This window comes from Parafrankia sp. Ea1.12 (genome assembly GCF_900465275.1).
In the GTDB taxonomy this organism is placed as follows: Bacteria; Actinomycetota; Actinomycetes; order Frankiales; family Frankiaceae; genus Parafrankia; species Parafrankia soli.
Genome location: NZ_UBIZ01000295.1, coordinates 1 through 25,912, shown reverse-complemented (window position 1 = coordinate 25,912; position 25,912 = coordinate 1). Strand labels below are relative to the sequence as shown.

Here is a 25,912-nt window from a genome sequence, read left to right as displayed (position 1 = left end):
GCCACCCCGAACCGGTGATGGGCACGGTTGTCAGCATCGACGTCCGCTCGCCGCTCGACGCGGTCGGCCTGGACGCGGCGATCGGTGCCGCGGTCCGTGTGCTGCATCGGGTCGACGAGGATTTCAGCACGTTCCGGGCGACGTCCTGGGTGTCGCGGCTGCGCCGCGGCGAGATCGAGCTCGGAGACTGTCCGGATCACGTCCGCGAGGTGTACCGGGCGGCCGCCGAATGCCGGGAGCAGACCGGGGGATGGTTCGACCCCGCCTGGCGCGGGGACGGCACGCTGGACCCGACCGGGCTGGTCAAGGGCTGGGCGGCCGACGCCGCGTCGACGGCCCTGACCGCCGCGGGTGCCCCGAGCCACTGCGTCAGCGCCGCCGGTGACCTGCGGGTGCGGGGCACCTCGGGGTGGGCGCCGGGACGTCCATGGCGGATCGGGATCGCCGATCCGTTCGACCGGGCCAGGCTGGTCGCCGTGGTGGAGGGCACCGAGCTGGCCGTCGCGACCTCGGGGGTCGCCGAGCGGGGCGCGCACGTCGTCGACCCGCGTACCGGCGCCCCGGCGACGGGCCTCGCCTCGGTCACCCTCGTGGGCGCCGACCTCGTGAGTGCCGACGCCACGCTCGCGGACGGGTTCGCCACCGCCGCCCTCGCCGCCGGGCCGGAGGCGCCGGCCCTGCTCACCCACCTCGCCCGCCGGGGATGGGAGTGGCTGACGGTCGACACCACCGGGCGGCTCACGCACTCCGCGGGCTTCCCGGGCCAGGTCACCACGACCGCCGCGGGGCCGGCTGCCGAGACAGCCCCGCGGCCGGCCGTCCGAGCGACCGCCCCGAGGCCGGGCGCGCGAGCGACCGCCCCGAGGCCGGCCGCCGGACGTCCCGACGGGAGGTGACACTGACGGGAGGTGACACTGAGCGGATGGAGCGTCCCGTCCGGGTCCTCGTCGTTGACGACGAGGAGGCGATCACCGATCTCGTCGCCATGGCGCTGCGCTACGAGGGCTTCGACGTGAGCGCCGCGCATTCGGGGCAGGCGGCGCTCACGCAGGTCTCGCGGGAGCCGCCCGACCTGCTCGTGCTGGACGTCATGCTGCCCGACATCGACGGCTTCGCCGTCTGCCAGCGGCTGCGCAACGCCGGGCGGGACGTGCCGACGCTGTTCCTGACCGCCCGCGACACCACCGAGGACAAGGTGCACGGGCTGATGCTCGGCGGCGACGACTACGTCACGAAGCCGTTCGTGGTCAGTGAACTGGTCGCCCGGGTCCGGGCGATCCTGCGCCGGGCCGGAATGGTCGACGGCGCGCCGGAGCCGCTGCGCTTCGCCGATCTCGAGCTGGACCCGGGGACCCGCGAGGTGCGCCGGGCCGGGCGCCTCGTCGAGCTGACCGTCACCGAGTACCGGCTGCTGCACTACCTGCTGGTCAACGCCCGCAAGGTGCTGACCCGGGCCCAACTCCTCGACCACGTCTGGGGGCACGACTTCGGCGGTGACGCCCGGGTCCTGGAGACCTACGTCAGCTATCTGCGCCGCAAGATCGACGACGCTCCGCCGGCGCTGATCCACACGGTGCGCGGGGTTGGCTACGTGCTGCGCCTGCCGCGGTGAGACATCCGGCCCCGCCCCGGCGCGTCCTGCACCGCGTCCTGCACCGGCGCGTCCTGCGGCGGCATCTCGTGTCCTCGCGGATGGTCTCTTTGCGGGCACGGTTGCTGTTGGCCCTGGTCGGCCTGCTGGCGCTCGGCCTGATGCTCGGCGCGTTCGGCACCCAGAACGCCGTCGAGTCGTACCTGCTCGGCCGGCTGGACCGGCAGGTGCGCGACGCCCACCCGGTGATGGAACAGACCTTGCTCGGCGGCGACACGGACCACATGCCGTACCACCACGACGCCGACGACCGGGCGCCACGGTTCGGCACCGCGTTCCTCGTCGGCACCTACGGGGCGCTGTACGACAGCGCCGGCCGGCGAGTGGCCGAGACCAGCCCCGGCCCGAACGGCCCCGCGGCACCGACCCGGCGCCCGGCCGTCACCCAGAGCATGCTCGCCGCCGCCCCGGTGCGGCCCGACCTGGCGACCGCCTCCCTGTGGACGGTCCCCGCCGAAGGCGGCGGGGACAGGTTCAGGTTGCTCGCCGAGCGCTTCGGCAACGGAGACGTGCTGGTCGTCGCGGTGCCCTTCGCCGAGATGGAGACCACTCTCGACAACGTCACCAGGATCGAGATCATCGTGAGCGCGGCGATGCTGGTGGTGCTCGCCGCGCTGGCCTACGTCATCATCCGCCTCGGGCTGCGCCCGCTGACCCGTATCGAACACACCGCGGGCATGATCGCGGACGGCGACCTGACTCAACGGGTCACCGACACGGACCGCGGTACCGAGGTGGGGCGTCTCGGGCTGGCCTTCAACACGATGCTCACCGAGATCGAGGCGTCTTTCCGCGCCCGCGAGGCCTCCGAGCGGCGCCTGCGACGCTTCGTCGGGGACGCCAGCCACGAACTGCGCACCCCGCTGACGTCGATCCGCGGCTACGCCGAGATGTTCCGCAGGGGAGCGGCAAGCCGACCCGAGGACCTGGCGATGGTCATGCGGCGCATCGAGGAGGAGTCGGCCCGGATGAGCGAGCTGGTCGACGACCTGCTGCTGCTCGCCCGCCTCGACCACCAGCCCGACCTCGAGCGCGAACCCGTCGACCTGGCGGCCATGCTCCGTGACATCGCCGCCGACGCCCGCGCCGTCAGCCCGGGACGGACGATCGAGGTCGACGCCCCGCCGATCCTCGAGGTGACGGGGGACGGGGGACGCCTGCGCCAGGCCGTCGGGAACCTCGTCCGCAACGCGCTCGTCCACACCCCGCCCGAGGCGACGGTCTCCCTCACCGTCCGCGACGCCGACACGGACGCGGACGGCGACTCCGACGGCGGTGCGGCGGCCGGTGCGGTGGATGACGACCGGGAGGTCGTCATCTCGGTGATCGACCATGGACCCGGAGTCCCCGCTGACGCCGTCGACCACGTCTTCGAGCGGTTCTACCGCGCCGACTCCGGCCGCTCCCGCGACGCCGGCGGGACGGGGCTGGGCCTGTCCATTGTCGAGGCCGTCGCCGCCGCGCACGGCGGACGGGCCGAGCACCGGCCGACACCGGGCGGCGGCGCCACGTTCCGGCTCGTCCTGCCCCGCCCCGATCCCTCTTCGTCATGAGCTGGATCGGCTCCGTTCACCGCGACCCGCCAGGCTGATCTCGGCGCGGTCGGCCGGGATCCGTCCGGCGGGCGGGACTTGCCGTGCTGGTGAGGTCTCTCGGAGCTCGTGGAGGACGTGTGGTCACCTCGGCGGTCGTCATCACGGGAGCGGCATCCGGGATCGGGCGGGCGTGCGCGGAGCTGTTCGCCGCGCGGGGGTTCGGCGTGGTCGCCGTGGACGTCGACGAGGTCGGCCTGGCGGCGCTGACCCGAGCACAGTCGCGCGCCCCGCGGCCCGCCGTGGCCCCGGCGGATCCCCGGACCGCGGCGGATGCCGGTGCCGTGACGGGGGCGGACTCCCGGCCGGCGGGCGGGCCGGAGCCGCGGATCGTCCCGATGGTCGGGGACGTCTCGGTCGAGGAGACCGGGGCCGCCATGGCGGAGCTGGCGCTCGCGAGCTTCGGGCGGCTGGACGTCGCGGTGCTCAACGCCGGGATCGGCACGACGCTGCCGTGGGAGGCCCCGGGCGCGATCGACCGGCTGGACCGGATCCTCGCCGTCAACGTGCGGGGCGTCGCGATCGGGATCCGTTCGGTGGTCCCCGCGCTCCGGGCGGGCGGTGGCGGCTCAATCGTCGTGACCGCCTCCAGCGGCGGGTTGCAGAGCGAACCGGGGAACTGGGCGTACAACGCGTCCAAGGCGGCTGTGATCAACATGGTGCGGGCCGCGGCGCTCGACCACGCCGCCCAGAACATCCGGATCAACGCCGTCGCCCCCGGCCTGACCGAGACGGCGCTGACCGCGCGCCACCGCACCGACCCGGCGTCCACCGCGGCGGTGAGCCGCCGCATTCCGATGGGGCGCTGGGGGCAGCCGGGCGAGCTGGCCTCGGCCGTCTGGTTCCTGGCCTCCGCCGAGTCGTCCTACATCACCGGAACGACGCTGGTCGCCGACGGGGGCCTGACCGCGCACCACGGGGTCGTGCCTCTGCCGGCTCCGGAGGTTGCGCTGCCGACTCCGGAAATCTGACCCGGAACGGACGAAATTACGACTCGTCCGCATCAGGGGCCTGTCAACAGGTCTGGGTGGTGCCCGGACGAACGCCGGGACCATTTCCAACTTGATGCTCGCGCAACTTCTTCCCGGTTCACGGGTCGAATTCCTGCGCCGAGGTGAGCACGTCACCCACTCTCCGTGTCACCGCTCTCGGCCATCGTGGCGGGGCGGTCACGGTGATGGGACGGTCCGTTAAAGAGGAACGCGCCTGCGCGCGTGATACGCCGTCTACGGAGAATCTTCAAGGTTTCGATGGGCCATGTGGTGCTCGCCACAGAGCCTTGGCAATTGTTGGTCCGTTGTGTGTAACGTCTGCGCCGTGCTTTCGTTCAGGAAAGCGCGCACCGGGCGACACGCCGAATCCTGCCCCGCCCGGTGAACAACAAACCTCAGGGCGGGAGCGGGGGAACCAACCTTCGGGCGTCGATCACAGACGTCCTCGGGGTGAAGTCGCGTAGCGCGACCGGGTAAATCCCAGCCCGAACCCGACAGCTAACTTCGCAGGCGTGGGGAGGGGCATCACTTTGTCCGTTATGGCTTCGCGTGCTCGTAAGACCAGTCGTTCCATCCGCCGCGGCCGTGCGCTGCTTGTCGCACCGCTCCTCGCCGCCACGATCGGCGGCGGAATCGCGATGTCACAGCCCGCCAGCGCCGCGGGTCGGCCGGACGCACACCGCTTCCTGAGCGCGGTTGTGCCCTGCGAGTCCGGCGGTAACCCCCGCGTGGTCAACGAGATCGGCGCGGGCGGCCTGTTCCAGTTCCTGCCGAGCACCTGGCGCGGCGTCGGTGGTCAGGGTCTCCCGCAGAACGCAAGCGCCGCCGAGCAGTGGAAGCGCGCGCACATCCTGTACGCGCAGCAGGGAACCAGCCCGTGGTACGCCTCGAAGAGCTGCTGGGGCCCCAAGCTCTGACCCAGCCCCCAGGCTCTGACGCGGCCCGTCGAATGAATCTGACGCGGCCGTCGAATGGAGCAGACAGGTGACGGACCAGCCTGGCTGAGCCCTGGCTGAGCGTGACAGATGGTCCGTGGAACGCGATCGGTGGCCCGGGTGTCAGTGTCGACACCCGGGCCACCGGCGTTTCGGTACCACCGGCCGCGTCGCACGAGCGCGAGGAAGCACGAGCGCGAGCGCGAGGAAAAGAGACCTGCCGTACGCTGAACAGTCGTCCGCCCGCGCACCTGCGGCCGAGTTGGCGGCGGCCGGAGAGGTGGGTTGTCGATGGCCGAGCCGACCAGCCGCCGCAGGTTCGCCGTTCTCGCGATCTGCTGCATGAGTCTGCTGATCGTGGGGCTGGACGGCACCATCGTGAACGTGGCCCTGCCCGCACTGCGCCGGGATCTGGGTGCGTCGCCCGCGGGCCTGCAATGGACGATCGACAGCTACACCCTCGTCCTGGCCAGCCTGCTCATGCTCGGTGGTTCCACCGGCGACCGGCTCGGCCGCCGCCGGATCTTCCAGACCGGACTGGCCCTGTTCACCGCAGGCTCGCTGCTGTGCAGCCTCGCGCCCGGGCTCGGCTGGCTGGTGGCCTTCCGAATGGTGCAGGCCGTCGGCGGCTCGATGCTGAACCCGGTTGCGATGTCCATCATCACCAACACGTTCACCGACCCGCGGGAACGGGCCCGCGCCATCGGTCTCTGGGGCGCGGTGATCGGGATCAGCATGGCACTCGGCCCGGTGCTCGGCGGCATCCTCGTCGAGACGGTGAGCTGGCGGGCGATCTTCTGGATCAACATCCCGATCGGGCTCGCCGCGCTGGTGCTCACGCACCGCTTCGTCCCCGAGTCCCGCGCGCCGAGCCCACGCCGCCTGGACCCCGTCGGACAGCTCCTTGTGATCGCCGTCCTCTCGACCCTCACCTACTCGATCATCGAGGCGCCCGCGGCCGGCTGGACGTCCACCGAAACGCTCGTCCTGTTCGCGGCGGCGGTCGCCGCGGCGGCGCTGCTGGTCGGCTACGAGTCGCGGCGCACCGAGCCGTTGCTGGACGTCCGCTTCTTCCGCAGCGCGCCCTTCTCCGGCGCGACGGCGATCGCGGTGTGCGCGTTCGGCGCCCTCGCCGGCTTCCTCTTTCTCAACACGATCTATCTGCAGGACGTCCGTGGCTACTCGGCGCTGCACGCCGGCCTGCTGACCCTGCCGATGGCGCTGGCCACCCTGGTGGTCGCGCCCCTGTCCGGCCGGGCGGTGGGCCGCTTCGGCCCGCGTCCGTCGCTGCTCGCCGCGGGTGTCACCCTGACCGCCGGCAGCGCGGCGATGACGGGCCTGTCCCCACAGACCTCCGTCACCACCCTGATGGTCGCCTACGTCCTCTTCGGGACGGGCTTCGGCCTGGTGAACGCGCCGATCACCAACACTGCGGTCTCCGGGATGCCGCTCGCGCAGGCCGGGGTCGCGGCGGCGGTCGCCTCGACGAGCCGCCAGGTCGGCCAGTCGCTGGGCGTGGCCGTGATCGGCTCCGTCGCGGCAGCGACCGCGACGGTCGGGGCCGTCGGCGACGGCCCGGGAGTCGGGATCGACCCCACCAGCACGGCCGCCTGGTGGGCGGTGGTCGCGGCCTGCGCCGCCGTCCTCGCCCTGGGGTTCGCGACGACGGGCACCTGGGCCCGGCGCACCGCGGACCAGACCCGGTCCCGTCTCCTGACCACCCCCGCTCCCGGGCAGGCCGCCACCCCGCAGGAAGGGACCCAGCAGGTTGCCACCCCACCGGCCGCGACCCCACAGGCTGGGAACCAGCAGGCCGCCCACCCGGTGACCGCCGAACCGGAGCCCAGCCCCTGACCCACCACCCGCCCGGCCCTGCGCCCGCGCTCTGACGATCAGCCCGTGTTGCGGAGGCCGGCGGCTATTCCGTTGATGGTCAGCAGCAGGCCGCGGCGAAGCTGAGGGTCGGCGGTGTCACCGGCCGCCCTGGTGCGGGCCAGCAGGGAGACCTGCAACGCGTGCAGCGGGGCCAGGTAGGCGTCCCGGACCAGCAGCGTGTGGCGCAGCACCGGCGCGGTCTCGAGCAGGCCGGCCTGCCCGGTGACGGCCAGCACCTCCCGCACCGTCCGCGCGTGCTCGTCCCGGATGACGTCGAACAGCGCGGCCGTGGCCGGGTCGACCAGCGCCGAGACGTAGCGCTGGGCGATCGCGAGGTCCGACTTCGCCAGGGTCATCTGGACGTTGCCGAGGAACGTCCGGAAGAAATGCCACGAGCGGTACATCTCGGCCAGCTCCCCGCCCGCGCCGGCCTCGCGCGCCGCCGCCAGCCCGGAGCCGACCCCGAACCAGCCGGGCAGGATGATCCGGGCCTGCGTCCAGCCGAACACCCAGGGGATGGCCCGCAGGTCCGCCAGCCCTCCGGAGCCGCCGGGCCGCCGCGAGGGGCGGGAGCCGATGTTGAGGTTGCCGAGCTCCTCCACCGGCGTCGCCGCCAGGAAGAACGGAACCAGGGCCGGGTCGGCGACGAGGGAGCGGTAGGCGTCCTTCGCCGCGTCCGCGACCGCCGTCATGGTCCCGTTCCAGCCGGCGAGCGCCTGTTCGGTGAACCGGGAGGTGCGGTGCAGGACGGACGCCTCCACCACCGCCGACAGGGTGATCTCCAGGTTCTGCCGGGCCAGCTGCGGCAGGGTGTACTTGTCCGAGATCACCTCGCCCTGTTCGGTGACCTTGATCGGCCCGTCCAGGGTGCCGAACGGCTGGGCGAGGATCGCCTCGCCGGAGGGGCCGCCGCCGCGGCCGACCGATCCGCCGCGGCCGTGGAAGAGCCGCAGCACGACCCCGTGGGCGCGGGCGGTGTCCCGCAGCTCACGCTGCGCCTTGTGGATCTCCCACTGGGACGCGGTGATGCCGGCGTCCTTGGACGAGTCCGAGTAGCCGAGCATGACCTCCTGGACGTCACCGCGTGCCGCGACCAGCGCCCGGTAGGACGGGTCGGCGAGCAGCCGGTCGAGCAGCGTCCCCGCGGCGCGCAGCTCGGCGACGGTCTCGAACAGCGGCACGAACCCGATCCGCGCCCACGCGACCGCCGGCACCGCGGGCCCGTGACGTTCCGTGCCGCTGGACGTCCCCGGTGGCCGGCCGAGGCCGACCAGGCCGGCCTCGCGGGCGAGCACGGCGACGGCCAGGATGTCGTCGGCGTCGCGGGTCATCGAGACGATGTAGCTCTCGATGACGCCGTCGCCGTACTGGTCCAGCGCGTGGCGCACCGTGGTGAGCAGTTCGAGGGTGCGCGCCACCCGCTCGGGCAGCCGCGGCGGGACGGCACCGAGCAGCGGCCGGCGCCCCGCCAGCTCGGCCGACAGCAGTGCGAGCCGGGCCGGCCGGTCCAGGTCGCGGTAGGGGACGTCCAGCTCGGCAAGCTGGTCGTAGATCGCGCCGAGGGCGGCGTGGTGGGCGTCGGCGTGCTCGCGGATGTCGAGGGTGGCCAGGGAGAGGCCGACGGCGCTCGCCGTCCGGATCGCGCGCCGCAGCGGCCCGTTCGCGACGAGCTCGCCGTGGCTCGCGGCGAGAGAGACCCGCATGAGCTCCAGCTCGTCCACCAGGTCGGTGGGCCGCAGGTAGTCCTTGCCCGGGACGTGCGGTGCGCCGGCGGCCAGCCGGGCGCGGGTGCCGGCCAGCCGCGCCAGGATGTAGCTGCACTTGAGCCGGTACGGCTCCTCGGCGTTGAGCCGGATGAAGCGGTCGTACACCTCGGGCAGCGCGGCGCGGTCCGCGGCCAGCGCGGCGAGCAGGCCGCCGCTGACCTCCCCGACCACCCGGGTGGACGCCGTCAGTTCACGGACCAGCCGGTCGACGAGGGCGGTGAGCGCCCGGATGCCGAACTCGTACTGGAGGTTGAGGACCTCCAGCGTGACCTCCGGCGTGACGTTCGGATTCCCGTCCCGGTCGCCGCCGGCCCAGGAGCCGAAGGCCAGCGGACGGGCGGCCACCGGCAGCTCGACCCCGATCCGGGCGAACGCGGTGTCGAGCTCCTCCAGCAGATCGGGCAGGACCTCGGTGGCGATCGAGGTGAGGTAGTACGCGGCCGAGCGTGCCTCGTCCGCCGGCTTCGGCCGCTCCACCCGCAGCTCGTCGGTCTGCCAGAGGACGTCCACCAGCTCGGCGAGACGACGGGCCAGCCGCTCGTCGTCGGCGCCGGGGCGGCGCGGGTCGTCGGTGGCGTCGAGCAGGTCGGCGATGCCGCGCAGCGTCTCCAGGACGGAACGGCGGCTGGCCTCGGTGGGGTGCGCGGTGAAGACCGGGCGCAGCTGCAGGCGCCGCATGACCTCGGCCGGAAGGTCCGGGTCGACGGCCCCCTCGTCCACCGCTTCGGCGATGCGGTCGGCGAGGTCGCGCAGCCGGCTGCGCGGGCGGTCGGAGATCTCCCGCGCCCGGTGCAGCTGCTCGGTGATGTTCGCGAGCTGGAAGTAGGCGGTGAACGCGCGGGCGAGCAGGATCGCCTGCCGCGCGTCGACGCCGTCGAGGACGGCGGCGAGCTCGGTGCCGCCGTCCTCGCCGCGGGCGAGCATGCGGACCCGTTCGACCAGCGCGAGCAGTTCCGGGCCCTCGTGGCGGGTGAGGGCCTCGCCGAGCAGCGCGCCGAGGCGGCGCACGCCGGCGCGGACGGCCGCGTGGCGCGCGTCGGAGGACACGCCGCCGGAGAAGCCGCCCGGGTCCTGGGCCTGCTGGTCCGGACGCCCGTCCGCCGGGTTGCCGGTGCTCGCCGGGTTGTTGCTGCTCTCCGGGCTCTCGGTGCTCGCCGTCCCGGGGATGCCAGGTGTGGTGGTCACGCCGCCGTCTCCGATGGGTTGATGTCGCGGAAGAGCTCTCCGCGACAGCGATCAGGTGAGGACGTGTCTGCGGGGCAGGTGCGGGTGCGGGCTCTGCAGGTGCGGGTGCGGGCTCGCTGTCCGGATCCGGCGACGGCGGTGTCGCCGCGCCGGCGAGCGGGCTGTTGCCCTGCCGACGCACATGTCCAGTCTGCCGACTGTGTGCGCTTCTGTGGTACCCGGGTTGCCGGAAAGCTCAGGTGAACGGAAAGCTCAGGTTCAGGTGAGGAGCAGGATCACCGGGGTGAGGAACACCACGGCGGCGGTGAGGTAGGCGGTCCCGGGCAGCCAGATCGGGACGGCCGGCGGGTCGAGCAGCCGGGCGATCCGGGCGACGACCGGCGTCCGCACGCCCGCGTTGCGCGCCGGGTCGGTGCGGTCCGTGGCCACCGCGGCGGCGACGGCCGCCAGCCGACCCACGCCGGCGACTCCGAGCACGGCGGGTGACTCCGGCGGGCTCACCGGCCCGAGGTCCGCCGGCCCGAGGTCCGCCGGCCCGAGGTCCGCCGGCCCGAGGTCCGCCGGTCCGGAGTCGGCCGGTCCGGAGTCCGCCGGTCCGACCGGGCCCGTCGCGCTCAGCGTCCCGGCGGGCACCGGTGCGCGGGTGACGCCGAGGCGGGCGAGTGCCCGGGCCAGGGTCCGCCCGCAGGTGCGCCGGGCGGCGGCGTCGTCCGCGAGCATCTCGACCAGCAGCGAGACGGCGGCCGTCGCCTCACGGGCCGGGCGCAGGAAGGGGAAGGTGCGCTCCCAGGCGACGAACGGTTGGATGACCAGGTCGTGCCGGCCGCTGACGTGTGCTTCTTCGTGCGCGAGGACGGCGTCCAGTTCCTCGGGGGTCAGCGTCCGCAGCAGGCCGGCGGAGACGACGACCCGTGCATGGCGCACTCCGGGGACGCAGTAGGCGACGGCGACGGGATGGTCCAGGATCCGCAGCCGGGTGCCGGCCCTGTCCCGGTGCTCGCACAGGCGGCACCCGGTGCCGTGCTCCCCGTGCTCACCGGAGCTGCCGGGGTCGCCGGGGCCACCGGGGTCGTGCCCGCGGTGCCGGTGCCGGTGGCCGGCGAGGTCGACGAGGTGCCGGTGCCGGTGGCGCTCGCGCAGAGTCGCCGCCGTCGACATGGCCAGCACGCCGAACAGGCGTGCCGCCAGCGCCGCCGCGATGGCCAGCCCGACGAGGTTCGTCCGCCCGAGCCCGACCAGCGGCTCACCGGCGAGAAGGTTGGAGGCGTGGTCGGCGAGTGCCGACGGGATGCCCTGCGACAGCGGGGCCACAGTGAAGGCCGCGGCGGCCAGCAGGGCCGACACCCCACCCGCGAGGCCTATCGCCTGCCACAGCACGATCGCCGCCCGCGGGCAGCGGTGCGGCCACCGCGCGGCGGCCAGCAGGCGCGGAACCGGCCAGGCCAGCGCGCCCGCGAACAGGGCGAGAAGGGCCGCGGTCGTCATGTCCCGGCAGACGCTACCGCTCGTCCACCGGGAGGTGCACCGGTCGCGGCTCGGCCGTGACTGACGATTCTTCGGACATGCTGGCCACGGTGGCCGCCGCGGTGCTGTCCGTGACGTCGGCGACGTCCGCCGGCCCCCCGACGGTGGTCGTGGCCGGACCGCCCGCCTCGCCGGGAGCGCCCGGCCCACGGCCCGCGCCCTCGGTGCCGACGCCCTCGGCGCTGATGCCCTCGGAGCCGCTGCCTGCGCCGCTGTCACTCACGGCGCCGCCCGGCCCGGACGCGGTGGCGGTCCCGTCGGTCGCCGCGTCGCCGGCCGGCTCGAGCGCGCGGCGCAGGATCTCGGCCTCCTCCGCGGAGACCGAGCCGACGAAGCGGACGAGTGCGGAACCCCGGTCGTCGGCGGTGCCCAGGGCCTCCAGCATCGCCTCGGCGACGACGGTCTCGCGGCTGTCGGTCGCCGCGTAGCGGTGGGCACGGGCGGCCCGCTGGCGCCGGACGAAGCCCTTGCGCTCCAGCCGCTCCAGCACCGTCAGCACGGTGGTGTAGGCGAGGTCGCGCTCGTGGTGCAGGCGGGCCGCCACGTCGCGTGCTGTCAGCCAGTCGTCGGCCGACCACAGGACGTCCATGACAGACCGTTCCAGGTCACCCAGGCGTGCCATGGGACCGATCCTACGCCGCGTAGAAGTTCTTGCCCGGAACTTCGTCGAGCCCGGTCGATCTCACAACGAAAAAATCTTCTACCGAACGTAGAATCTTCTACGTAATGTAGAAGAATGCGACGGGCGTGCTGCCGCCCACGGTGGAGGAGGTCCAGATGGTCCATGCCGCCGAAGTTCTCTCCCACGTCGCGGCTCTCGCCCAGGCCGCGGACCCGCCCCAGGCGAGCTCCGTGTCCACCAACCTGGCCCGGGCACAGACCGCGTTCTCGCTGGCGTTCCACATCTGCTTCGCGGTGTTCGGCGTCGGCATGCCATGGCTCCTGCTGTTCGTCGAGGGGCGCTGGGTCCGCACCCGCGACCCCGTCTGGCTCGCGCTGACCCGCAAGTGGTCCAGGGCCTTCGCGGTCATGTTCGCCGTCGGCGCCGTCTCCGGGACGGCGCTGTCCTTCGAGTTCGGCCTGCTGTGGCCGGCCTTCATGGCCCGGTACGGCGGGGTGCTGGGACTGTCGTTCACGCTGGAGGGCTTCGCGTTCTTCGCCGAGGCGATCTTCATCGGCATGTACCTGTACGGCTGGAAGCGCCTGTCGGCCCGGGCGCACTGGCTCACGCTGTGGCCGATCGCCATCGCCGGCACGTTCTCGACTCTCTTCATCATCACGGCGAACGCCTGGATGAACACCCCCGGCCACGTCACAGAGGTCGACGGCAAGGTCGTATCGGCAGAGCCGTTCGCCCCGTTCCTGGCCGCCACCGCGCCGCATCAGCTCATCCACATGCTGCTGGCCGCGCTGATGTGCACCGGCGGCATCGTCGCCGGCGTGTACGCCGTCGGCATGCTGCGCGGCCGGCGCGACGCGTATCACCAGCGGGGACTGCGCGTCGGTCTGGCCGTCCTGCTCGTCTGTGCCCCCCTGCAGCTGATCGTCGGTGACTGGGCCGCCCGGGTGGTCGGCAACGAGCAGCCGATCAAGCTCGCCGCGATGGAGGGGCTCGGGCACACCCGCACGCACGCCCCGCTGACCATCGGCGGGATCTACGACGAGCAGACCGGCGAGGTCCGGCACGGCATCGAGGTCCCCGACCTGCTGTCGCTCATGCAGGGGCTCAGCGCCGATCACGAGATCACCGGCCTGACCGCCGTCCCGCCCGAGGAGCGGCCGAACGCCGTGCTGGTGCACTCGGCCTTCAACGTGATGGTCGGCCTCGGGATGGCCCTGATCGCGTTGTCGCTGGTCACCGGGGTCGTCGTCCTGCGCCGGCGGCGGCGCGGCGAGCGCCCGCTGCTGCCCACCGGAAGACCGTGGCTCTGGGCGGCCGCGGCCTCGGGACCGGCGTCCATGCTGGCGATGCTCGCCGGCTGGGAGGTCACCGAGGGCGGCCGCCAGCCCTGGATCGTCTACGGCCGGATGCGGGTGGACGAGGCCGTGACCAGCAGTTCGGGCATGCCGGCGATCTTCACCGGCACGATCCTGCTCTACCTCGGCCTCGCGACGGCGCTCATCCTCATCCTGCGCCGGATGGCGACGGGTGGCCCTGAGCTGGCCGCCACCGTGGGGGAGACCTCCACGACTCCGGACATCCCGGACGCGCGTCCCGCTCCCGCCTCTCCCGACACTCCCGCGAGGGTCCGCGGTGACGGCGACGGTGGCGACGGGCCCGGGACGTCCGCGCCCACCACGCCGCGAACCGATCCGTCCAGCAGCGAAGGGGACGCCCGATGACCGCCGCCGACCTGCTCGCCGTCGTGATGGTGATCGGGCTGACCGCCTACGCCCTCACCGGGGGCGCCGACTTCGGCGGCGGGGTCTGGGACCTGCTCGCCCGCGGCCGGGACGCGGCCGACCAGCGCCGGCTCGTCTCCGCCGCGCTCGGCCCGGTCTGGGAGGCCAACCACGTCTGGCTGATCTTCGTGATCGTCATGATGTTCAGCGGCTTCCCGGCCGCGTTCGGCATCGTCGGGTCGACGCTGGAGATACCGCTCATCTGCGCGCTGGCCGGGATCGTCCTGCGCGGGGCCGCGTACGTGTACCGCGCCTACGGCGCCGGCGCGGCCGGGCCGGACCACTGGTGGGGCCACGTGTTCGCGATCTCGTCCGCGATCACCCCGGTCGCGCTCGGGGTGTGCGGCGCCGCGCTGGCCACCGGTGATGTCACCGAGGGCGACGCGCTCGCCCCGGTGACCAGCGCCTTCGGGATCGTCTGCGGCGTCTTCACCCTCGCCGTGACGGCCTTCCTGGCCGCGGTGTACCTGTGCCGGGACGCGGCGTCGAGCCCGGAGACCGAGCACCTGGTGCCCGGGTTCCGCCGCCGCGCGCTCGGCGGGGCCGTCGTCTCGGGGCTGCTCGCCGCGGCGCTGCTGCCGCTGCTGTGGTCGGAGGCACCTGTCGTGGCGGAGCGGTTCGCCGAGCGGTCCGTGCCCTTTGTCGTGATCTCGGCCCTCGGTGGGATCGCGTCGCTGGTCGCGCTGTGGCAGCACCGCTTCACCGCGGCCCGCATCACGGCGGGGGCAGCGGTGGCCGGCGTGCTCTGGGGGTGGGCGGCCGCCCAGTACCCGGATCTGGTCGTCGGCCGCGCGACGGTCGACTCCGCCGCCGCGCCCGAGGCCAACATCGTGGCGATGCTGATCGCGGTCGCCTGCGGGCTGGTGGTCCTCATCCCATCGCTGTGGATGCTGTTCCGCCTGTTCGCGAACCCCGAAGTCAAGTCCTGACCGGCGCGGCCGGCCGGCGCGCGGAGGTGTGCGCCGGCCGGCCGGCACCAGGCGTCCCGCCGCCCGCGACTACCGTCGACGGGTGACGAGGGCCAGCATCGGCAGCGGCCGGGCCAGCGATTCCGACGGGCCAGCGGGCCCCACCACCGGCACCACCACCGGCACCGCCGGCGGCGAGCCGCTGGGTCGGCGGTCGCTGCGCACCGAGGTCCTGCTCGTCCTCGGGGTGTCCTTCGGTGCCTCCGGCCTGTTCGCGCTCATCCGCTACCTCGGGGTGCTGACCGCGCAGCAGCCGGTCCGCTCGCAGGTCGCGCGGCTCAACTCGTCCGCAGCGCCGGGGCGCCCCTGGCTCGATCTCGCGCTGCAGGCCGCCTCGCTCACGACCGCGCTGGTACCGGTGTTTCTCGTCGTCCACCTGCTGGGCCGCCACGGCGGCGGGCCCGCGGTGATCGGCCTGGACCGGCGCCGTCCCCGCTCGGACGCCCTCCGTGGCGCGGCGCTGGCGGCGGCGGTCGGGGGCACCGGTCTCGCCTTCTACCTGGTCGCCTGGCACAGCGGCGCCAATCTGACTGTCGCGCCGTCCAACCTGCCGGACGTCTGGTGGCGGATCCCGGTCCTCGTCGCCTCGGCGGCCCAGAACGGTCTGGCCGAGGAGGTGGTGGTCGCCGGGTACCTGCTGGTGCGTCTGCGTGAGCTCGGGTGGGGCGACAACCGCGCGCTCGCCGCCAGCGCGTTGCTGCGCGGCTCCTACCACCTCTACCAGGGGCTGGGGGGATTCGCCGGCAATGTCGCGATGGGGCTGCTGTTCGGCCGGATCTTCCAGCGGACCGGCCGGGTGCTACCGCTCGTCGTAGCACACACACTCATCGACACGGTCGCGTTCGTGGGGTATGTGACGCTGGCCGGAAGGGTGTCGTGGATACCCGTTCCGCGCTAACGTTCCGCGCTAAGGTTAACAAAAGGCAAACAACGATCGTCCTTTTGGGTGCGAGCTGGGCACGCACCGTAACGGCCCCCGGTACCCCGGGCCGCTTGGTCGACGCCCGAACGGCGGACCAACACCATGCCACGCCACGGGCCGGGGCGGTCGGGTAGCGCCGACCGGTCGCGAGGGCCAGCGGCCGCGGGTGGCGGTACGGATCCGCCGGGGTCGCGGGCGCTTGCGGGCACTGAGGGCGCGGAAAGGAGCGGGCGTGGGCTCTTCGCGGGAGATCGAGCGGAAGTACTCCGTCGACCAGAGCTTTGTACTTCCCCGGCTGACGCAGGTGGACGGGGTCGCGACCGCCCGCACCCGCCGCACCGTCACCCTGGAGGCCGTCTACTACGACTCCGATGACCTGCGGCTGGCCCGCAACCGCATCACCCTGCGCCGCCGGACGGGCGGGGACGACGCCGGCTGGCACCTGAAGCTCCCCGTGGCCCCAGGGGTGCGTGACGAGATCCACCGCCCGCTCGGCTCCCACGATCCGGTTCCCGCCGATCTTGTCGACCTCGCCACCGTGCACCTGCGCGGGGCGGAGCTGCGCCCGGTCGCCCGCCTGGTGACGCTGCGCACCGCCCGCCGCCTGCGCGACAAGGCGGGCTGCGACCTGGCGGAGGTCGTCGACGACCAGGTGACGGCCCAGACGCTCGGCGCGACCACGGTCGTGCAGAAGTGGCGGGAGATCGAGGTCGAGCTGGGCTCCGGTGACCCGGGCGTGCTCGACGCCGTCGAGGCCGTGCTGACCGCCGCCGGCGCCGAGCTGTCGGCCTCGGCGTCGAAGCTGGCCCAGGTGCTCGGCCCGGCGCTGAGCGGCGCGCCCGGCCCGGACGTGCCGCGCGCCGCGGCGAAGCTGCGCCGGCGGACCCCGGCCGGCGAGGTCGTCCGCGCCTACCTGATCGCGCAGGTCGAGGCGCTGCTCGCCACCGACCCGCGGGTGCGCCTGGACGCGCCCGACGCGGTGCACCGGATGCGGGTGGCCTGCCGGCGGACCCGCAGCACCCTGCGGACCTTCGCACCCTTCTTCCCCGCGGAGCTGGTCGCGCACCTCGACGTCGAGCTGCGCGACCTGGCCGGGGCGCTGTCCGCCGCGCGCGACGCCGAGGTACAGATCGACTACTTCACGGGCCGGCTCGAGGACCTGCCCGCCGACCTGCTGCGCGGGGACGTCGTGGGCGCGATCTCGGCCCGGCTCGCGGCCGACCAGACGGCCGCCCGGGCCCAGGCACTGGAGATGCTGCGCAGCGAGCGTTATCTGACCCTCGTGGAGGATCTGCTCGCGCTCGTCAACGGCCCGTTCGTCGGGCGTTCGGGCAAGCCCGCGGAGAAGGTGCTGCCCGGTCTCCTGCACGACGCCGACCGGCGGCTGAGCCGCAAGGTCGGCCGCGCCGCCCCCCTGCCGGTGGGTGCCGAACGCGACGAGCTCCTGCACTCCGCGCGCAAGCAGGCGAAGCGGCTGCGGTACGCGGCCGAGGTGGTCGGTCCGGTGTACGGCCCGCCCGCGGCCGCGTTCGCCCGGCTCGCCGAGTCGATGCAGGAGCTGCTCGGCACCCACCAGGACGCGACGATCGCCCGCGGCCTGCTGCGAGACTGGGGGGTCGAGGCGCAGACAGCCGGCGAGCCGACCGCCTACACCCTGGGCGTACTGCTCGGGTTGGAGGAGTGCCGCGCCCGCACCGCCGAACGGGACTTCTTCGACCTGTGGCCGGACGCGTCGGCGCGCCGGCACCGGCGCTGGTTCGTCCGCCGCTGACCCGTCCGGGGCCGGCCCGGCCCCGTCCGTGCCGGCCGGGCGCGTGTGATGTTGGTCGCACATGTTGCGCAGAGTGGCGGTATGGTGCCGTCCGAGTGGGCGGCGGGGGCCCGGATCGGGCAGCATCGGGGCGGTACGGCACTGGTCGGTCCCGGTAGCCCCGGCTCCGCGCCAGCACAGCCCTGCGCCAGCACAGCCGGCGCCAGCAGGGCCCCGTGCCAAGCAGATCCCCGCACCGTGAGGAGACGCCGATGACCGCGCCAGCGACCCTGCGCACCACCCGACTGGGCCTGACCGACATGTCGATCACTCGGGTCGGGTTCGGAGCCTGGGCCATCGGCGGGGCGGACTGGGCGTTCGGCTGGGGGCGCCAGGACGACGACGAGGCGGTCGAGGCCATCCGGGCCGCGGTGCGGTCCGGGGTGAACTGGGTCGACACCGCCGCGGTCTACGGCCTCGGGCACTCCGAGGAGCTCGTCGGCCGGGCGCTGGCCGGCATCCCCGCCGAGCAACGTCCCTACGTGTTCACCAAGTGCGGCCTGGTCTGGGACGAGAGCGACCCGACGCGGCCCCCCCTGCGGGTCGGGGCGCCCGCCTCGATCCGCGCCGAGGTGGACGCGTCGCTGCGCCGGCTCGGGGTGGAGCGCATCGACCTCTACCAGCTCCACTGGCCGCCGCAGGACGGGACCCCGATCGCCGAGGTCGTCGGCGCCCTGCACGAGCTCCGCGCCGCGGGCAAGATCCGCGCGGTCGGGGCGTCGAACTTCTCGGTCGCCCAGTTGGAGGCGGCGGCGACGGCGGGCGGTGTCGATGTCCTGCAGCCGCCGTTCTCTCTGGTCAACCGGCTGGCGGCCGCCGACCTGCTGCCGTACTGCGCCATGCGTGACATCGGTGTGATCGTCTACAGCCCGATGCAGTCCGGGCTGCTGACGGGCGGGTGGTCGGTGCAGCGCACCCGCGCGCTCGCCGAGGACGACTGGCGGCGGACGGCGGCGGAGTTCAACCCGCCGGCCCTCGAGCGCAACCTGGCCCTGGTCGATGTGCTGCGTCCGATAGCGGCCCGGCACGGCACGACGGTGGCCGCGGTGGCCGTCGCCTGGACGCTGGCCTTCGACGGGGTGACCGCCGCGATCGTCGGGGCCCGGCGCCCGGACCAGATCGACGCCTGGCTGCCCGCGGGCGGAGCGGTGGTCCTGACCGACCTCGACCTGGACGAGATCGGCGTCGCGGTCGAACGTCTCGATGTGGGTGCGGGGCCGTCTCGGCAGGGCCCCGCGCTGCCTGGCAGCGCCCTCGTGTGAGGACTCACAGCGTTCCTCCGGTCATCTGGAGAGGGTGTTCGGGGTGCGCGGTGGCTTCGGTGGAGTGGTCCGTGGCGCACCGGCGTGACGAAGTCGATGTTCGTAATGTCGAGCCGTGAAGTGGACTTCTTCTGCCGGAGGTCTCCCGTCAGAGGCTGCGTGCGTGTAGCGTCAGGCGTGGCCAGAGTTCGCCAGTTCGTGCCTCAACCGAGACACGGCGGAACAACGCGGCGGCGAATCGTATCGCTGTCACGTTCGGCCCGGGGCCCGCGCGGTGCGGGTCCTGACTGCACCAGCAGGGAGAACGGCACGTGGCTCAGGGCACGGTGAAGTGGTTCAACTCGGAGAAGGGCTTCGGCTTCATCTCCGTGGACGGCGGCGGGTCTGACGTCTTCGTCCACTACAGCGCAATCCAGATGGACGGCTACAAGGCACTCGAGGAGGGCCAGCGGGTCGAGTTCCAGGTGACCCAGGGCCAGAAGGGCCCGCAGGCCGACGCCGTCCGCGTCGTCTGAGCCACGAGTAGCAGTAAAACCAGGTTTGGTCAGCCCGCCTGTCGGACGTCTCCGACGGGCGGGCTGACCGTTTTTCGGCGGGATCCACGGGTCTTGCGGATCTGTTCCGATCTGTTCGGGGGCGTCTTATCTGCGCCCTCGTCTGGACCCGGACAGACCACGGAACGAACATGCTTCGCTTCTGAACCGGTTCGCTTCTGAACTGGTCGCATGCAGCGGCTGAACCGTGCGGGGTCTTAACGAATGACCGACGCCGATCGTTCCAATGTCCGAGGACAGCTTGCCGATGTTTCGGGAAGCGTCTGTTGGATTACTCGTATCCGTAAAAGCTTCCGCGTGGAATGCGTGAGGGCGCAAATATCGCGCCGCGGCGAGAGTCGCGCGATGCTCAGTGTTGCGAGAGGTTCACGCCCCGCGTCGATACCCGCGTCCACGCAGGTCGCGAATCACCCGCGTCCACGCAGGTCTCGAATCGATCTCCCTCGGCGTCAGTCGGCCGCGAGCAGCTCCGCGATCTGCAGCGTGTTGAGCGCGGCGCCCTTGCGCAGGTTGTCCCCGCACACGAACAACGCGACCTCGTGCGGATCGTCGGGCGACTGACGGATCCGCCCGACCCAGGTCGGGTCGGTGCCCACCACATCCGCCGGCGTCGGGAACTCGCCCGCGGCGGGATCGTCGAGCACGGCCACGCCCGGCGCTGACGCCAGGACGTCCCGCGCCTGCTCGGCCGTGACCGGCCGCACGAACCGGGCGTGCACCGCCACCGCGTGCGTCGTGACCACGGGCACGCGCACACAGGTCGCCGAGACGCGCAGCCCGGGCATGCCGAGGATCTTCCGTGACTCGTTGCGGATCTTGAGTTCCTCCGACGACCAGCCGCCGTCCCTGAGCGAGCCGGCCCAGGGCACCACGTTCAGCGCCAGCGGCGCGGGGAACGGGCCGAGGCCCTCCTCGCCGACGGCCTTGCGCACGTCGCCGGCGTTCTGCCCCAGCTCGCTGGTGCCCCCGACCAGGGCGAGCTGCGCGTAGAGGGTGTCGATGCCGAACTGGCCGGCCCCGCTCGCGGCCTGGTAGGACGTCGCGAAGAGCGACTCGAGGCCGAAGGCCCGGTGCAGCGCGCCGACTGCGACGATCATCGACAGGGTGGTGCAGTTCGGGTTCGCGATGATGCCGCGCGGGCGGTCCGCCACCGCCGCGGCGTTCACCTCGGGCACGACCAGGGGAACATCCGGATCCATCCGGAAGGCGCCGGAGTTGTCCACCGCGATCGCGCCCCGGGCGGCGGCGACCGGCGCCCACTCGGCCGAGATCTCGTCCGGCACGTCGAAGACCGCGATGTCGACGCCGTCGAACACCTCCGGCGACAGGGCCCGCACGGTGACGTCCTCGTCGCGGACCCGCAGCGTGCGCCCGGCCGAGCGGGCGGAGGCCACCAGTCTGATCTCACCCCAGACGTCGGGGCGCTCGGTCAGCAGCGCGAGCATCACCGTGCCCACCGCGCCGGTCGCGCCGACCACGGCCAGCGTCGGCCGCCGGGACGTCCCACCCATGCCCTGACTCCGCTCGCTCATCGACCGGTTCCCGCGTACACCACGGCGGACTCGTCCGGGTTGCCCAGCTCGAAGGCGGCGTGCACGGCGCGTACGGCCACCGGGAGGTCGGTGTCCCGCACGACCACCGAGATCCTGATCTCGGACGTCGAGATGATCTCGACGTTGACGCCGGAGTCGGCGAGGGCGCCGAAGAACCGGGCGGACACCCCGGGGTGGGACTTCATCCCGGCGCCGATCAGGGACAGCTTGCCGATGTGGTCGTCGTAGAGGGTCCGCTCGAAGCCGATCTGGTCGCGGACCTTCTCCAGCGCGCCGAGCGCCGTCCGGCCGTCCGTCATCGGCAGGGTGAACGAGATGTCCGTCCGCCCGGAGCCGGCGACCGAGCCGACCTGGACGATCATGTCGAGGTTGACGTCCGCGTCAGCGACCGCGCGGAACACCGCCGCCGCCACCCCGGGCTTGTCCGGGCAGCCCTTGACTGTCACCTTCGCCTCGCTCGAGTCGTGCGCGACGCCGCGGATGATGGCCTGTTCCACGAGCTGTGCCTCCGGAGTCTCGGTGACCCATGTGCCCGGCTTCGACGAGAACGAGGAGCGGACATGCACGGGGACGGAGTAACGGCGGGCGTACTCGACGCACCGCAGCATGAGCACCTTCGCCCCGCAGGCCGCCATCTCCATCATCTCCTCGTAGGAGATCTTCTCGATGCGGCGTGCGTCGGGGACGATGCGCGGATCGGCGGTGAAGACGCCGTCCACGTCGGTGTAGATCTCGCAGGCGTCGGCGCCCAGCGCGGCGGCGAGCGCCACGGCGGTCGTGTCGGAACCGCCGCGCCCCAGCGTGGTGATGTCCTTCGTGTCCTGACTGACACCCTGGAAGCCGGCGACGATCGCGATCGCGCCCTCGTCCAGCGCGGTGCGGATGCGGCCCGGGGTGACGTCGATGATCCGGGCCCGGCCGTGCACCGAGTCGGTGATCACGCCGGCCTGCGAGCCGGTGAAGGAACGCGCCTCCGCGCCCAGCTTGGTGATCGCCATCGCGAGCAGCGCCATGGAGATCCGCTCGCCGGCGGTGAGCAGCATGTCCAACTCCCGCGCGGGCGGCAGCGGGCTCACCTGCTCGGCCAGATCGAGCAGATCGTCGGTGGTGTCGCCCATCGCGCTCACCACGACAACCACGTCGTTCCCGGCCCGGCGGGTCTGGACGATCCGGTCGGCCACCCGCTTGATGCGATCCGCGTCCGCGACCGAGGACCCGCCGAACTTCGCGACCAGGAGCGCCATGGCTGCCAGATTACCGAGACCAGGGGCACCTCCGCCGAGATCCGCGGATGTGTGGTCGGCCGCCGTCCGTCGGGATCCGCGGATCCCGACCGGCGGCTGCTCGTGCCGGAAACCCTGCCCGCCCCCGCTTCGTTGGCCTTGCGAGGGACGGCGGATCGCCTGTGTGACCGGAGAGCGATCACGCGTGGCGGTCATCCGGTGGCACGTGTGTCATCCGACCGACGGCTTACCCGGAGAGTTCGGCCTTGTGTGCAAGGGTGACCCGGGAAGCGACCGTGTTGGTCCGATGGTCCTCGACGTGGAGGATCGTCGGCGTTAAAGGGATCCTTCAGGAAGGACATTCGTCATGGCGATCAGCCTTGCCAAGGGCGGCAACGTCAGCCTCACGAAGCAGGCCGCCGAGGCAGGAACCGGAGCGCTGACCGCGCTCACCGTCGGGCTCGGGTGGGATGCCCGCACGACGACCGGCACCGACTTCGATCTCGACGCCTCCGCCATCGGCGTGAAGAACGACGGCAAGGCACTGTCCGACGGGCACTTCGTCTTCTTCAACAACATGAAGTCCCCGGAGGGCGCCATCACGCTCTCCGGCGACAACGTGACCGGCGCCGGCGAGGGCGACGACGAGTCCGTCAACATCAACCTGGGCCTGGTTCCGGCGGAGATCGACAAGATCGTCGTGCCGGTCTCCATCTACGACGCGGCGAACCGGGCCCAGAACTTCGGCCAGGTCCGCAACGCCTACATCCGCGTGGTGGACCAGACCGGCACCGAGCTCGTCCGTTACGACCTCTCCGAGGACTACTCGACCGAGACGGTCGTCATCTTCGGCGAGGTGTACCGCAACGGAGCCGACTGGAAGTTCCGCGCGGTCGGCCAGGGGCACAACGACCTCAGCGGCCTCGCCCGCGACCACGGCGTCAACGTCTGACCGCCCGCGAGCCGAGTGCCTGCGGGTCAGTTCCCGCGGGCTGACCGGCCGCTGACGGGGGGTGCGTCGCGTGTTGGCCTGGCAGGTCACCCGCCCCGCGCCGGTGGCCACGGCGCCACTGCGCGCGGTCGAGCTGCCCATCCCCGAGCCCGGTCCCGGTCAGGTCCGTCTGAAGGTCGCCGCCTGCGGCGTCTGCCGGACGGACCTGCACCTGGCCGAGGGCGACCTCCCCCCGCACCGGCCGCTCACCGTGCCCGGTCACGAGATCGTCGGGTACGTCGACGCGCTCGGTCCCGGGGGCCATGGGGTTTCCGGGCCGGCCGGCGCGGCCGGCTCCCGGCCACCGGATCCGGCCCCGGCGGCCCCGATCCGGCTGGGTGACCGGCTCGGCATCGCCTGGCTCGCCGGAACGGACCAGACGTGCGCCTACTGCCGGCGCGGCGCCGAGAACCTCTGCCCCGCGTCGCTCTACACAGGCTGGGACGTCGACGGCGGGTACGCCCAGTACGCCGTCGTCGACGCGGACTACGCCTACCGCCTGCCCGCCGGCTACAGCGACGGCGAGCTGGCCCCGTTGCTGTGCGCCGGGATCGTCGGCTACCGGGCGCTGCTGCGCGCCGAGCTTCCGCCCGGCGGCCGGCTGGGCGTCTACGGGTTCGGCGCGTCCGCGCACCTCGCCGCGCAGGTGGCGATCGCCCAGGGTGCGACGGTGCACGTCATGACCAGGTCCGCCCGGGCCCGCCGCCTCGCCCTCGAGCTCGGCGCGGCGTCCGCGACCGGCGCCTACGACTCCCCACCCGAGCCGCTCGACGGGGCGGTCCTGTTCGCGCCGGTCGGCGATCTGGTCCCGGTCGCGCTCGCCGCGCTGGACAGGGGCGGCACCCTCTCGATCGCCGGGATCCACCTCACCGACGTCCCGGTCCTGAACTACCAGCGGCACCTGTTCCAGGAGCGCTCGGTGCGCAGCACGACCGCGAACACCCGCGCCGACGGCCGCGAGTTCCTGGAGATCGCCGGGCGCCACCGGCTCGCGGTGACAACCACCCCGTACCCGCTGACGGCCGTCGACCAGGCGCTCGAGGACCTCGCACGCGACCGGGTGGACGGCGCCGCCGTGCTGTTCCCGGACGGCGTCTGACGGCCGGCTTACGGGACGAGGCGGTAGAACCGGAAGAAGTCGTGCTCGATGGGCAGCGTCTCCGTCGAGGTGAAACCCGCGAGTTCGGCGTAGCCGGCGAGCGTCGCCGGGCGCATCACGGTTCCCGTGCCCACCGAGGGCTGCCGTGACATCCCGTCCGGCAGGCAGCCGACCAGCGAGTACCCGTAGAGCAGCCGCTCGATCTCGCCCGCGGGGGCGTGGAACGACTCCGCGCACCGCTCGTCCATGACGATCATGCTGCCGCCGGCGGTCAGCAGGCGGCGTGCCGCGTCGAGCACGGCAACCGGGTCCGCCATGTCGTGGACGCACTCGAAGGCGAACACCAGGTCGTAGCCGCCCACCGCCTCGCCGTCCGCGGCCTGCGCGGCGTCGGCGTCGGTGAAGGTGACCCGGTCGGTCACCTCGAGGGCGGCGGCGTTGCGCTCGGCGAGCCGCACGGACTCGGTGTCCGGGTCGAAGCCGTCGACGGTCACTCCGGGGTACGCGCGGGCCAGCGCGACCGATGACCATCCCGCCCCACAGCCGATGTCGGCGACGCGCGCGCCGGCGACCAGCGTGGCGTGCACCTCGGGAGCGGCCGGCAGCAGCTCCTGGCACAGCAGGGAGAGGAACATCGGGCGGTTCGCGGCGGCCTGGGCCTCGCGCGCGTCGGCGCCGAACCGTTCCCAGCTCACCCCTCCGCCGGTCCGGAACGCCTCGGCGATCTCGCCGAGCTGCCGGCCCGCTCCGGCCACGAACCGGGCGAGCGGAGCCAGGTAGTTCAGGCTGTCGACGTCGGCGAGGACCTCCGCGTGCCCCGCGGGCAGCAGGTAACGGCGGGAGAGCGCCTCGGCCGTGCCCGCGGCCTGCCCGTCTCCTGCGGGCTCCGCGCCCGCGCCCCGGTCGCCATGCTCGTCCCGGCTTCCGCCCGCGCCACGGTCCGCGTTCTCGTCCTGGTCGACGTCCGCCGCGACGGTGAGGTAACCGCAGACCGCCTGGTGCTCGAGCCACTCACGGGCGTACCGCTCCGTGCTGCCGGTCGCGTCCGCCAGTTCGGAGGAGGTGAGGGGCCCGCGCTCGGCGAGGGCGGCGTAGTACCCGAGCCGGTCGCCGAGATAGATCGCCTGAACCTCCTGGGCGCCCAGCACCGCGTCGAAGACCCGTTGGGTGAACGCCTCGACCGCGGCGGACGTGCCGTCGGGCGTGCCCGTGGCCGAGTCGGTGATGATTGTCATGATTTATCCGCTCCCTCGTGACGCCGGGTGATGACTTCAGCATCCGGGTATGGACTGCGGGAGTGATGCGGCCGGCTTGCAGCGGGATAGCGCGGGGGTGGCGTGTCCGGCGTGTGACGGGTTGTGGACCCATGGGACTCCTATGATCGGTTCGTGCGCGTGCGCCTGCTGGGCCCGGTGGACGTGGTGGACGCCGCCGGGCTGCCGATCGCCATCGGCAGCCCCACACAGCGGCTGCTGCTGGCCATCCTCGGATCGCGCGTGGGGGACGTGGTGCCTCCCGCGCGTCTGGTCGATGCCGTGTGGGGGGAGTCCCCGCCGCCGTCGGCCGAGGCGACGCTGCGCTCCTACATCTCGAGGCTGCGCCGGGTC

The 25,912-nt window shown here is 73.0% G+C and carries 21 protein-coding genes and 1 riboswitch; of the genes, 15 read left to right on the top strand and 6 right to left on the bottom strand.

Going from position 1 to position 25,912, the window contains the following annotated elements; all coding sequences use genetic code 11:
* Positions 1–17: 17 nt before the first annotated feature.
* The 6 genes from FMEAI12_RS14535 (at position 18) to FMEAI12_RS14510 (ending at position 7,024) form a co-directional block, all read left to right on the top strand.
* The gene (locus FMEAI12_RS14535; RefSeq protein ID WP_235014001.1) at positions 18–896 is read left to right on the top strand and encodes an FAD:protein FMN transferase; all 879 of its coding nucleotides are present in this window, start codon (positions 18–20) and stop codon (positions 894–896) included.
* A gap of 26 nt (positions 897–922) precedes the next feature.
* Positions 923–1,612 (top strand): response regulator transcription factor, encoded by a 690-nt coding sequence (locus FMEAI12_RS14530; RefSeq protein WP_112106427.1) that lies wholly within the window; start codon positions 923–925, stop codon positions 1,610–1,612.
* An 80-nt stretch (positions 1,613–1,692) separates the two neighbouring features.
* A complete protein-coding gene (locus tag FMEAI12_RS14525) occupies positions 1,693–3,204 on the top strand; it encodes a HAMP domain-containing sensor histidine kinase (RefSeq protein WP_112106511.1) in 1,512 nt (503 codons plus the stop codon).
* Between the two features lie 119 nt (positions 3,205–3,323).
* Entirely contained in the window at positions 3,324–4,214 is an 891-nt protein-coding gene (locus FMEAI12_RS14520) for an SDR family NAD(P)-dependent oxidoreductase (RefSeq protein WP_071059714.1), read from the top strand.
* Between the two features lie 371 nt (positions 4,215–4,585).
* Positions 4,586–4,762: riboswitch (cyclic di-AMP (ydaO/yuaA leader) on the top strand.
* 12 nt (positions 4,763–4,774) lie between these two features.
* Positions 4,775–5,152 carry a transglycosylase family protein gene (locus FMEAI12_RS14515; RefSeq protein WP_112106426.1) on the top strand — a complete coding sequence of 126 codons (378 nt, stop codon included), beginning with the start codon at positions 4,775–4,777 and terminating at the stop codon, positions 5,150–5,152.
* A gap of 309 nt (positions 5,153–5,461) precedes the next feature.
* Positions 5,462–7,024, top strand: coding sequence for an MFS transporter (locus FMEAI12_RS14510; protein WP_112106425.1), 1,563 nt, complete (start codon positions 5,462–5,464; stop codon positions 7,022–7,024).
* Between the two features lie 38 nt (positions 7,025–7,062).
* Here FMEAI12_RS14510 and ppc read toward each other — a convergent pair whose 3' ends face one another.
* The 3 genes from ppc to FMEAI12_RS14495 all read right to left on the bottom strand — a co-directional run bounded on the left by ppc (position 7,063) and on the right by FMEAI12_RS14495 (position 12,142).
* On the bottom strand, positions 7,063–9,996 hold the full coding sequence (gene ppc / locus FMEAI12_RS14505; protein WP_112106424.1) for a phosphoenolpyruvate carboxylase: 2,934 nt from the start codon (positions 9,994–9,996) through the stop codon (positions 7,063–7,065).
* Positions 9,997–10,254: 258 nt separating this feature from the next.
* Complete coding sequence (locus FMEAI12_RS14500; RefSeq protein ID WP_112106423.1) at positions 10,255–11,481, bottom strand: M56 family metallopeptidase; 1,227 nt, start codon at positions 11,479–11,481, stop codon at positions 10,255–10,257.
* 13 nt (positions 11,482–11,494) lie between these two features.
* A complete protein-coding gene (locus tag FMEAI12_RS14495; RefSeq protein WP_112106422.1) occupies positions 11,495–12,142 on the bottom strand; it encodes a BlaI/MecI/CopY family transcriptional regulator in 648 nt (215 codons plus the stop codon).
* Positions 12,143–12,297: 155 nt separating this feature from the next.
* Here FMEAI12_RS14495 and FMEAI12_RS14490 point away from each other — a divergent pair, with 155 nt between their 5' ends.
* The 6 genes from FMEAI12_RS14490 to FMEAI12_RS14465 all read left to right on the top strand — a co-directional run bounded on the left by FMEAI12_RS14490 (position 12,298) and on the right by FMEAI12_RS14465 (position 19,400).
* Positions 12,298–13,863 carry a cytochrome ubiquinol oxidase subunit I gene (locus FMEAI12_RS14490; RefSeq protein ID WP_071059810.1) on the top strand — a complete coding sequence of 522 codons (1,566 nt, stop codon included), beginning with the start codon at positions 12,298–12,300 and terminating at the stop codon, positions 13,861–13,863.
* Positions 13,860–14,852: a cytochrome d ubiquinol oxidase subunit II gene (locus tag FMEAI12_RS14485; protein ID WP_071059709.1), complete on the top strand. Its 993-nt coding sequence runs from the start codon at positions 13,860–13,862 to the stop codon at positions 14,850–14,852. Before FMEAI12_RS14490 ends, FMEAI12_RS14485 begins: the two co-directional genes overlap by 4 nt.
* An 82-nt stretch (positions 14,853–14,934) precedes the next feature.
* A complete protein-coding gene (locus tag FMEAI12_RS14480) occupies positions 14,935–15,789 on the top strand; it encodes a CPBP family intramembrane glutamic endopeptidase (protein ID WP_112106421.1) in 855 nt (284 codons plus the stop codon).
* Positions 15,790–16,045: 256 nt separating this feature from the next.
* Complete coding sequence (locus FMEAI12_RS14475; protein WP_071059708.1) at positions 16,046–17,584, top strand: CYTH and CHAD domain-containing protein; 1,539 nt, start codon at positions 16,046–16,048, stop codon at positions 17,582–17,584.
* 251 nt (positions 17,585–17,835) lie between these two features.
* Positions 17,836–18,885, top strand: a complete 1,050-nt coding sequence (locus FMEAI12_RS14470; protein WP_020463984.1) for an aldo/keto reductase — start codon at positions 17,836–17,838, stop codon at positions 18,883–18,885.
* A 311-nt stretch (positions 18,886–19,196) separates the two neighbouring features.
* A complete protein-coding gene (locus FMEAI12_RS14465; protein ID WP_009740954.1) occupies positions 19,197–19,400 on the top strand; it encodes a cold-shock protein in 204 nt (67 codons plus the stop codon).
* A 488-nt stretch (positions 19,401–19,888) separates the two neighbouring features.
* On the opposite strand, the gene FMEAI12_RS14460 is transcribed toward FMEAI12_RS14465, so the two are convergent.
* Together FMEAI12_RS14460 and FMEAI12_RS14455 are read right to left on the bottom strand one after the other, a co-directional pair.
* Positions 19,889–20,950: an aspartate-semialdehyde dehydrogenase gene (locus FMEAI12_RS14460; protein WP_112106420.1), complete on the bottom strand. Its 1,062-nt coding sequence runs from the start codon at positions 20,948–20,950 to the stop codon at positions 19,889–19,891.
* A 17-nt stretch (positions 20,951–20,967) separates the two neighbouring features.
* A complete protein-coding gene (locus FMEAI12_RS14455) occupies positions 20,968–22,236 on the bottom strand; it encodes an aspartate kinase (RefSeq protein ID WP_112106419.1) in 1,269 nt (422 codons plus the stop codon).
* 346 nt (positions 22,237–22,582) lie between these two features.
* On the opposite strand from FMEAI12_RS14455, the gene FMEAI12_RS14450 reads away from it, so the two are divergent.
* Together FMEAI12_RS14450 and FMEAI12_RS14445 are read left to right on the top strand one after the other, a co-directional pair.
* A complete protein-coding gene (locus FMEAI12_RS14450) occupies positions 22,583–23,167 on the top strand; it encodes a TerD family protein (protein WP_112106418.1) in 585 nt (194 codons plus the stop codon).
* A 70-nt stretch (positions 23,168–23,237) separates the two neighbouring features.
* On the top strand, positions 23,238–24,305 hold the full coding sequence (locus tag FMEAI12_RS14445; protein ID WP_071059703.1) for a zinc-binding alcohol dehydrogenase family protein: 1,068 nt from the start codon (positions 23,238–23,240) through the stop codon (positions 24,303–24,305).
* Between the two features lie 8 nt (positions 24,306–24,313).
* Here the strand turns inward: FMEAI12_RS14445 and FMEAI12_RS14440 are convergent, their stop codons facing one another.
* Positions 24,314–25,540 carry a class I SAM-dependent methyltransferase gene (locus tag FMEAI12_RS14440; RefSeq protein ID WP_112106417.1) on the bottom strand — a complete coding sequence of 409 codons (1,227 nt, stop codon included), beginning with the start codon at positions 25,538–25,540 and terminating at the stop codon, positions 24,314–24,316.
* Positions 25,541–25,693: 153 nt separating this feature from the next.
* Between FMEAI12_RS14440 and FMEAI12_RS14435 the strand changes: the two genes are divergently transcribed.
* Positions 25,694–25,912, top strand: a 219-nt coding sequence (locus tag FMEAI12_RS14435; RefSeq protein ID WP_235014000.1) for a winged helix-turn-helix domain-containing protein, incomplete at its 3' end; no start/stop codon positions are given.

Bases quoted from the DNA above. Each gene is read 5' to 3' on its own strand.
- FMEAI12_RS14535 (WP_235014001.1), top strand. From the start codon at position 18: ATGGGCACGGTTGTCAGCATCGACGTCCGCTCGCCGCTCGACGCGGTC.
- FMEAI12_RS14530 (WP_112106427.1), top strand. From the start codon at position 923: ATGGAGCGTCCCGTCCGGGTCCTCGTCGTTGACGACGAGGAGGCGATC.
- FMEAI12_RS14525 (WP_112106511.1), top strand. From the start codon at position 1,693: ATGGTCTCTTTGCGGGCACGGTTGCTGTTGGCCCTGGTCGGCCTGCTG.
- FMEAI12_RS14515 (WP_112106426.1), top strand. From the start codon at position 4,775: ATGGCTTCGCGTGCTCGTAAGACCAGTCGTTCCATCCGCCGCGGCCGT.
- FMEAI12_RS14510 (WP_112106425.1), top strand. From the start codon at position 5,462: ATGGCCGAGCCGACCAGCCGCCGCAGGTTCGCCGTTCTCGCGATCTGC.
- FMEAI12_RS14500 (WP_112106423.1), bottom strand. From the start codon at position 11,481: ATGACGACCGCGGCCCTTCTCGCCCTGTTCGCGGGCGCGCTGGCCTGG.
- FMEAI12_RS14495 (WP_112106422.1), bottom strand. From the start codon at position 12,142: ATGGCACGCCTGGGTGACCTGGAACGGTCTGTCATGGACGTCCTGTGG.
- FMEAI12_RS14490 (WP_071059810.1), top strand. From the start codon at position 12,298: ATGGTCCATGCCGCCGAAGTTCTCTCCCACGTCGCGGCTCTCGCCCAG.
- FMEAI12_RS14485 (WP_071059709.1), top strand. From the start codon at position 13,860: ATGACCGCCGCCGACCTGCTCGCCGTCGTGATGGTGATCGGGCTGACC.
- FMEAI12_RS14470 (WP_020463984.1), top strand. From the start codon at position 17,836: ATGACCGCGCCAGCGACCCTGCGCACCACCCGACTGGGCCTGACCGAC.
- FMEAI12_RS14460 (WP_112106420.1), bottom strand. From the start codon at position 20,950: ATGGGTGGGACGTCCCGGCGGCCGACGCTGGCCGTGGTCGGCGCGACC.
- FMEAI12_RS14455 (WP_112106419.1), bottom strand. From the start codon at position 22,236: ATGGCGCTCCTGGTCGCGAAGTTCGGCGGGTCCTCGGTCGCGGACGCG.
- FMEAI12_RS14450 (WP_112106418.1), top strand. From the start codon at position 22,583: ATGGCGATCAGCCTTGCCAAGGGCGGCAACGTCAGCCTCACGAAGCAG.
- FMEAI12_RS14440 (WP_112106417.1), bottom strand. From the start codon at position 25,540: ATGACAATCATCACCGACTCGGCCACGGGCACGCCCGACGGCACGTCC.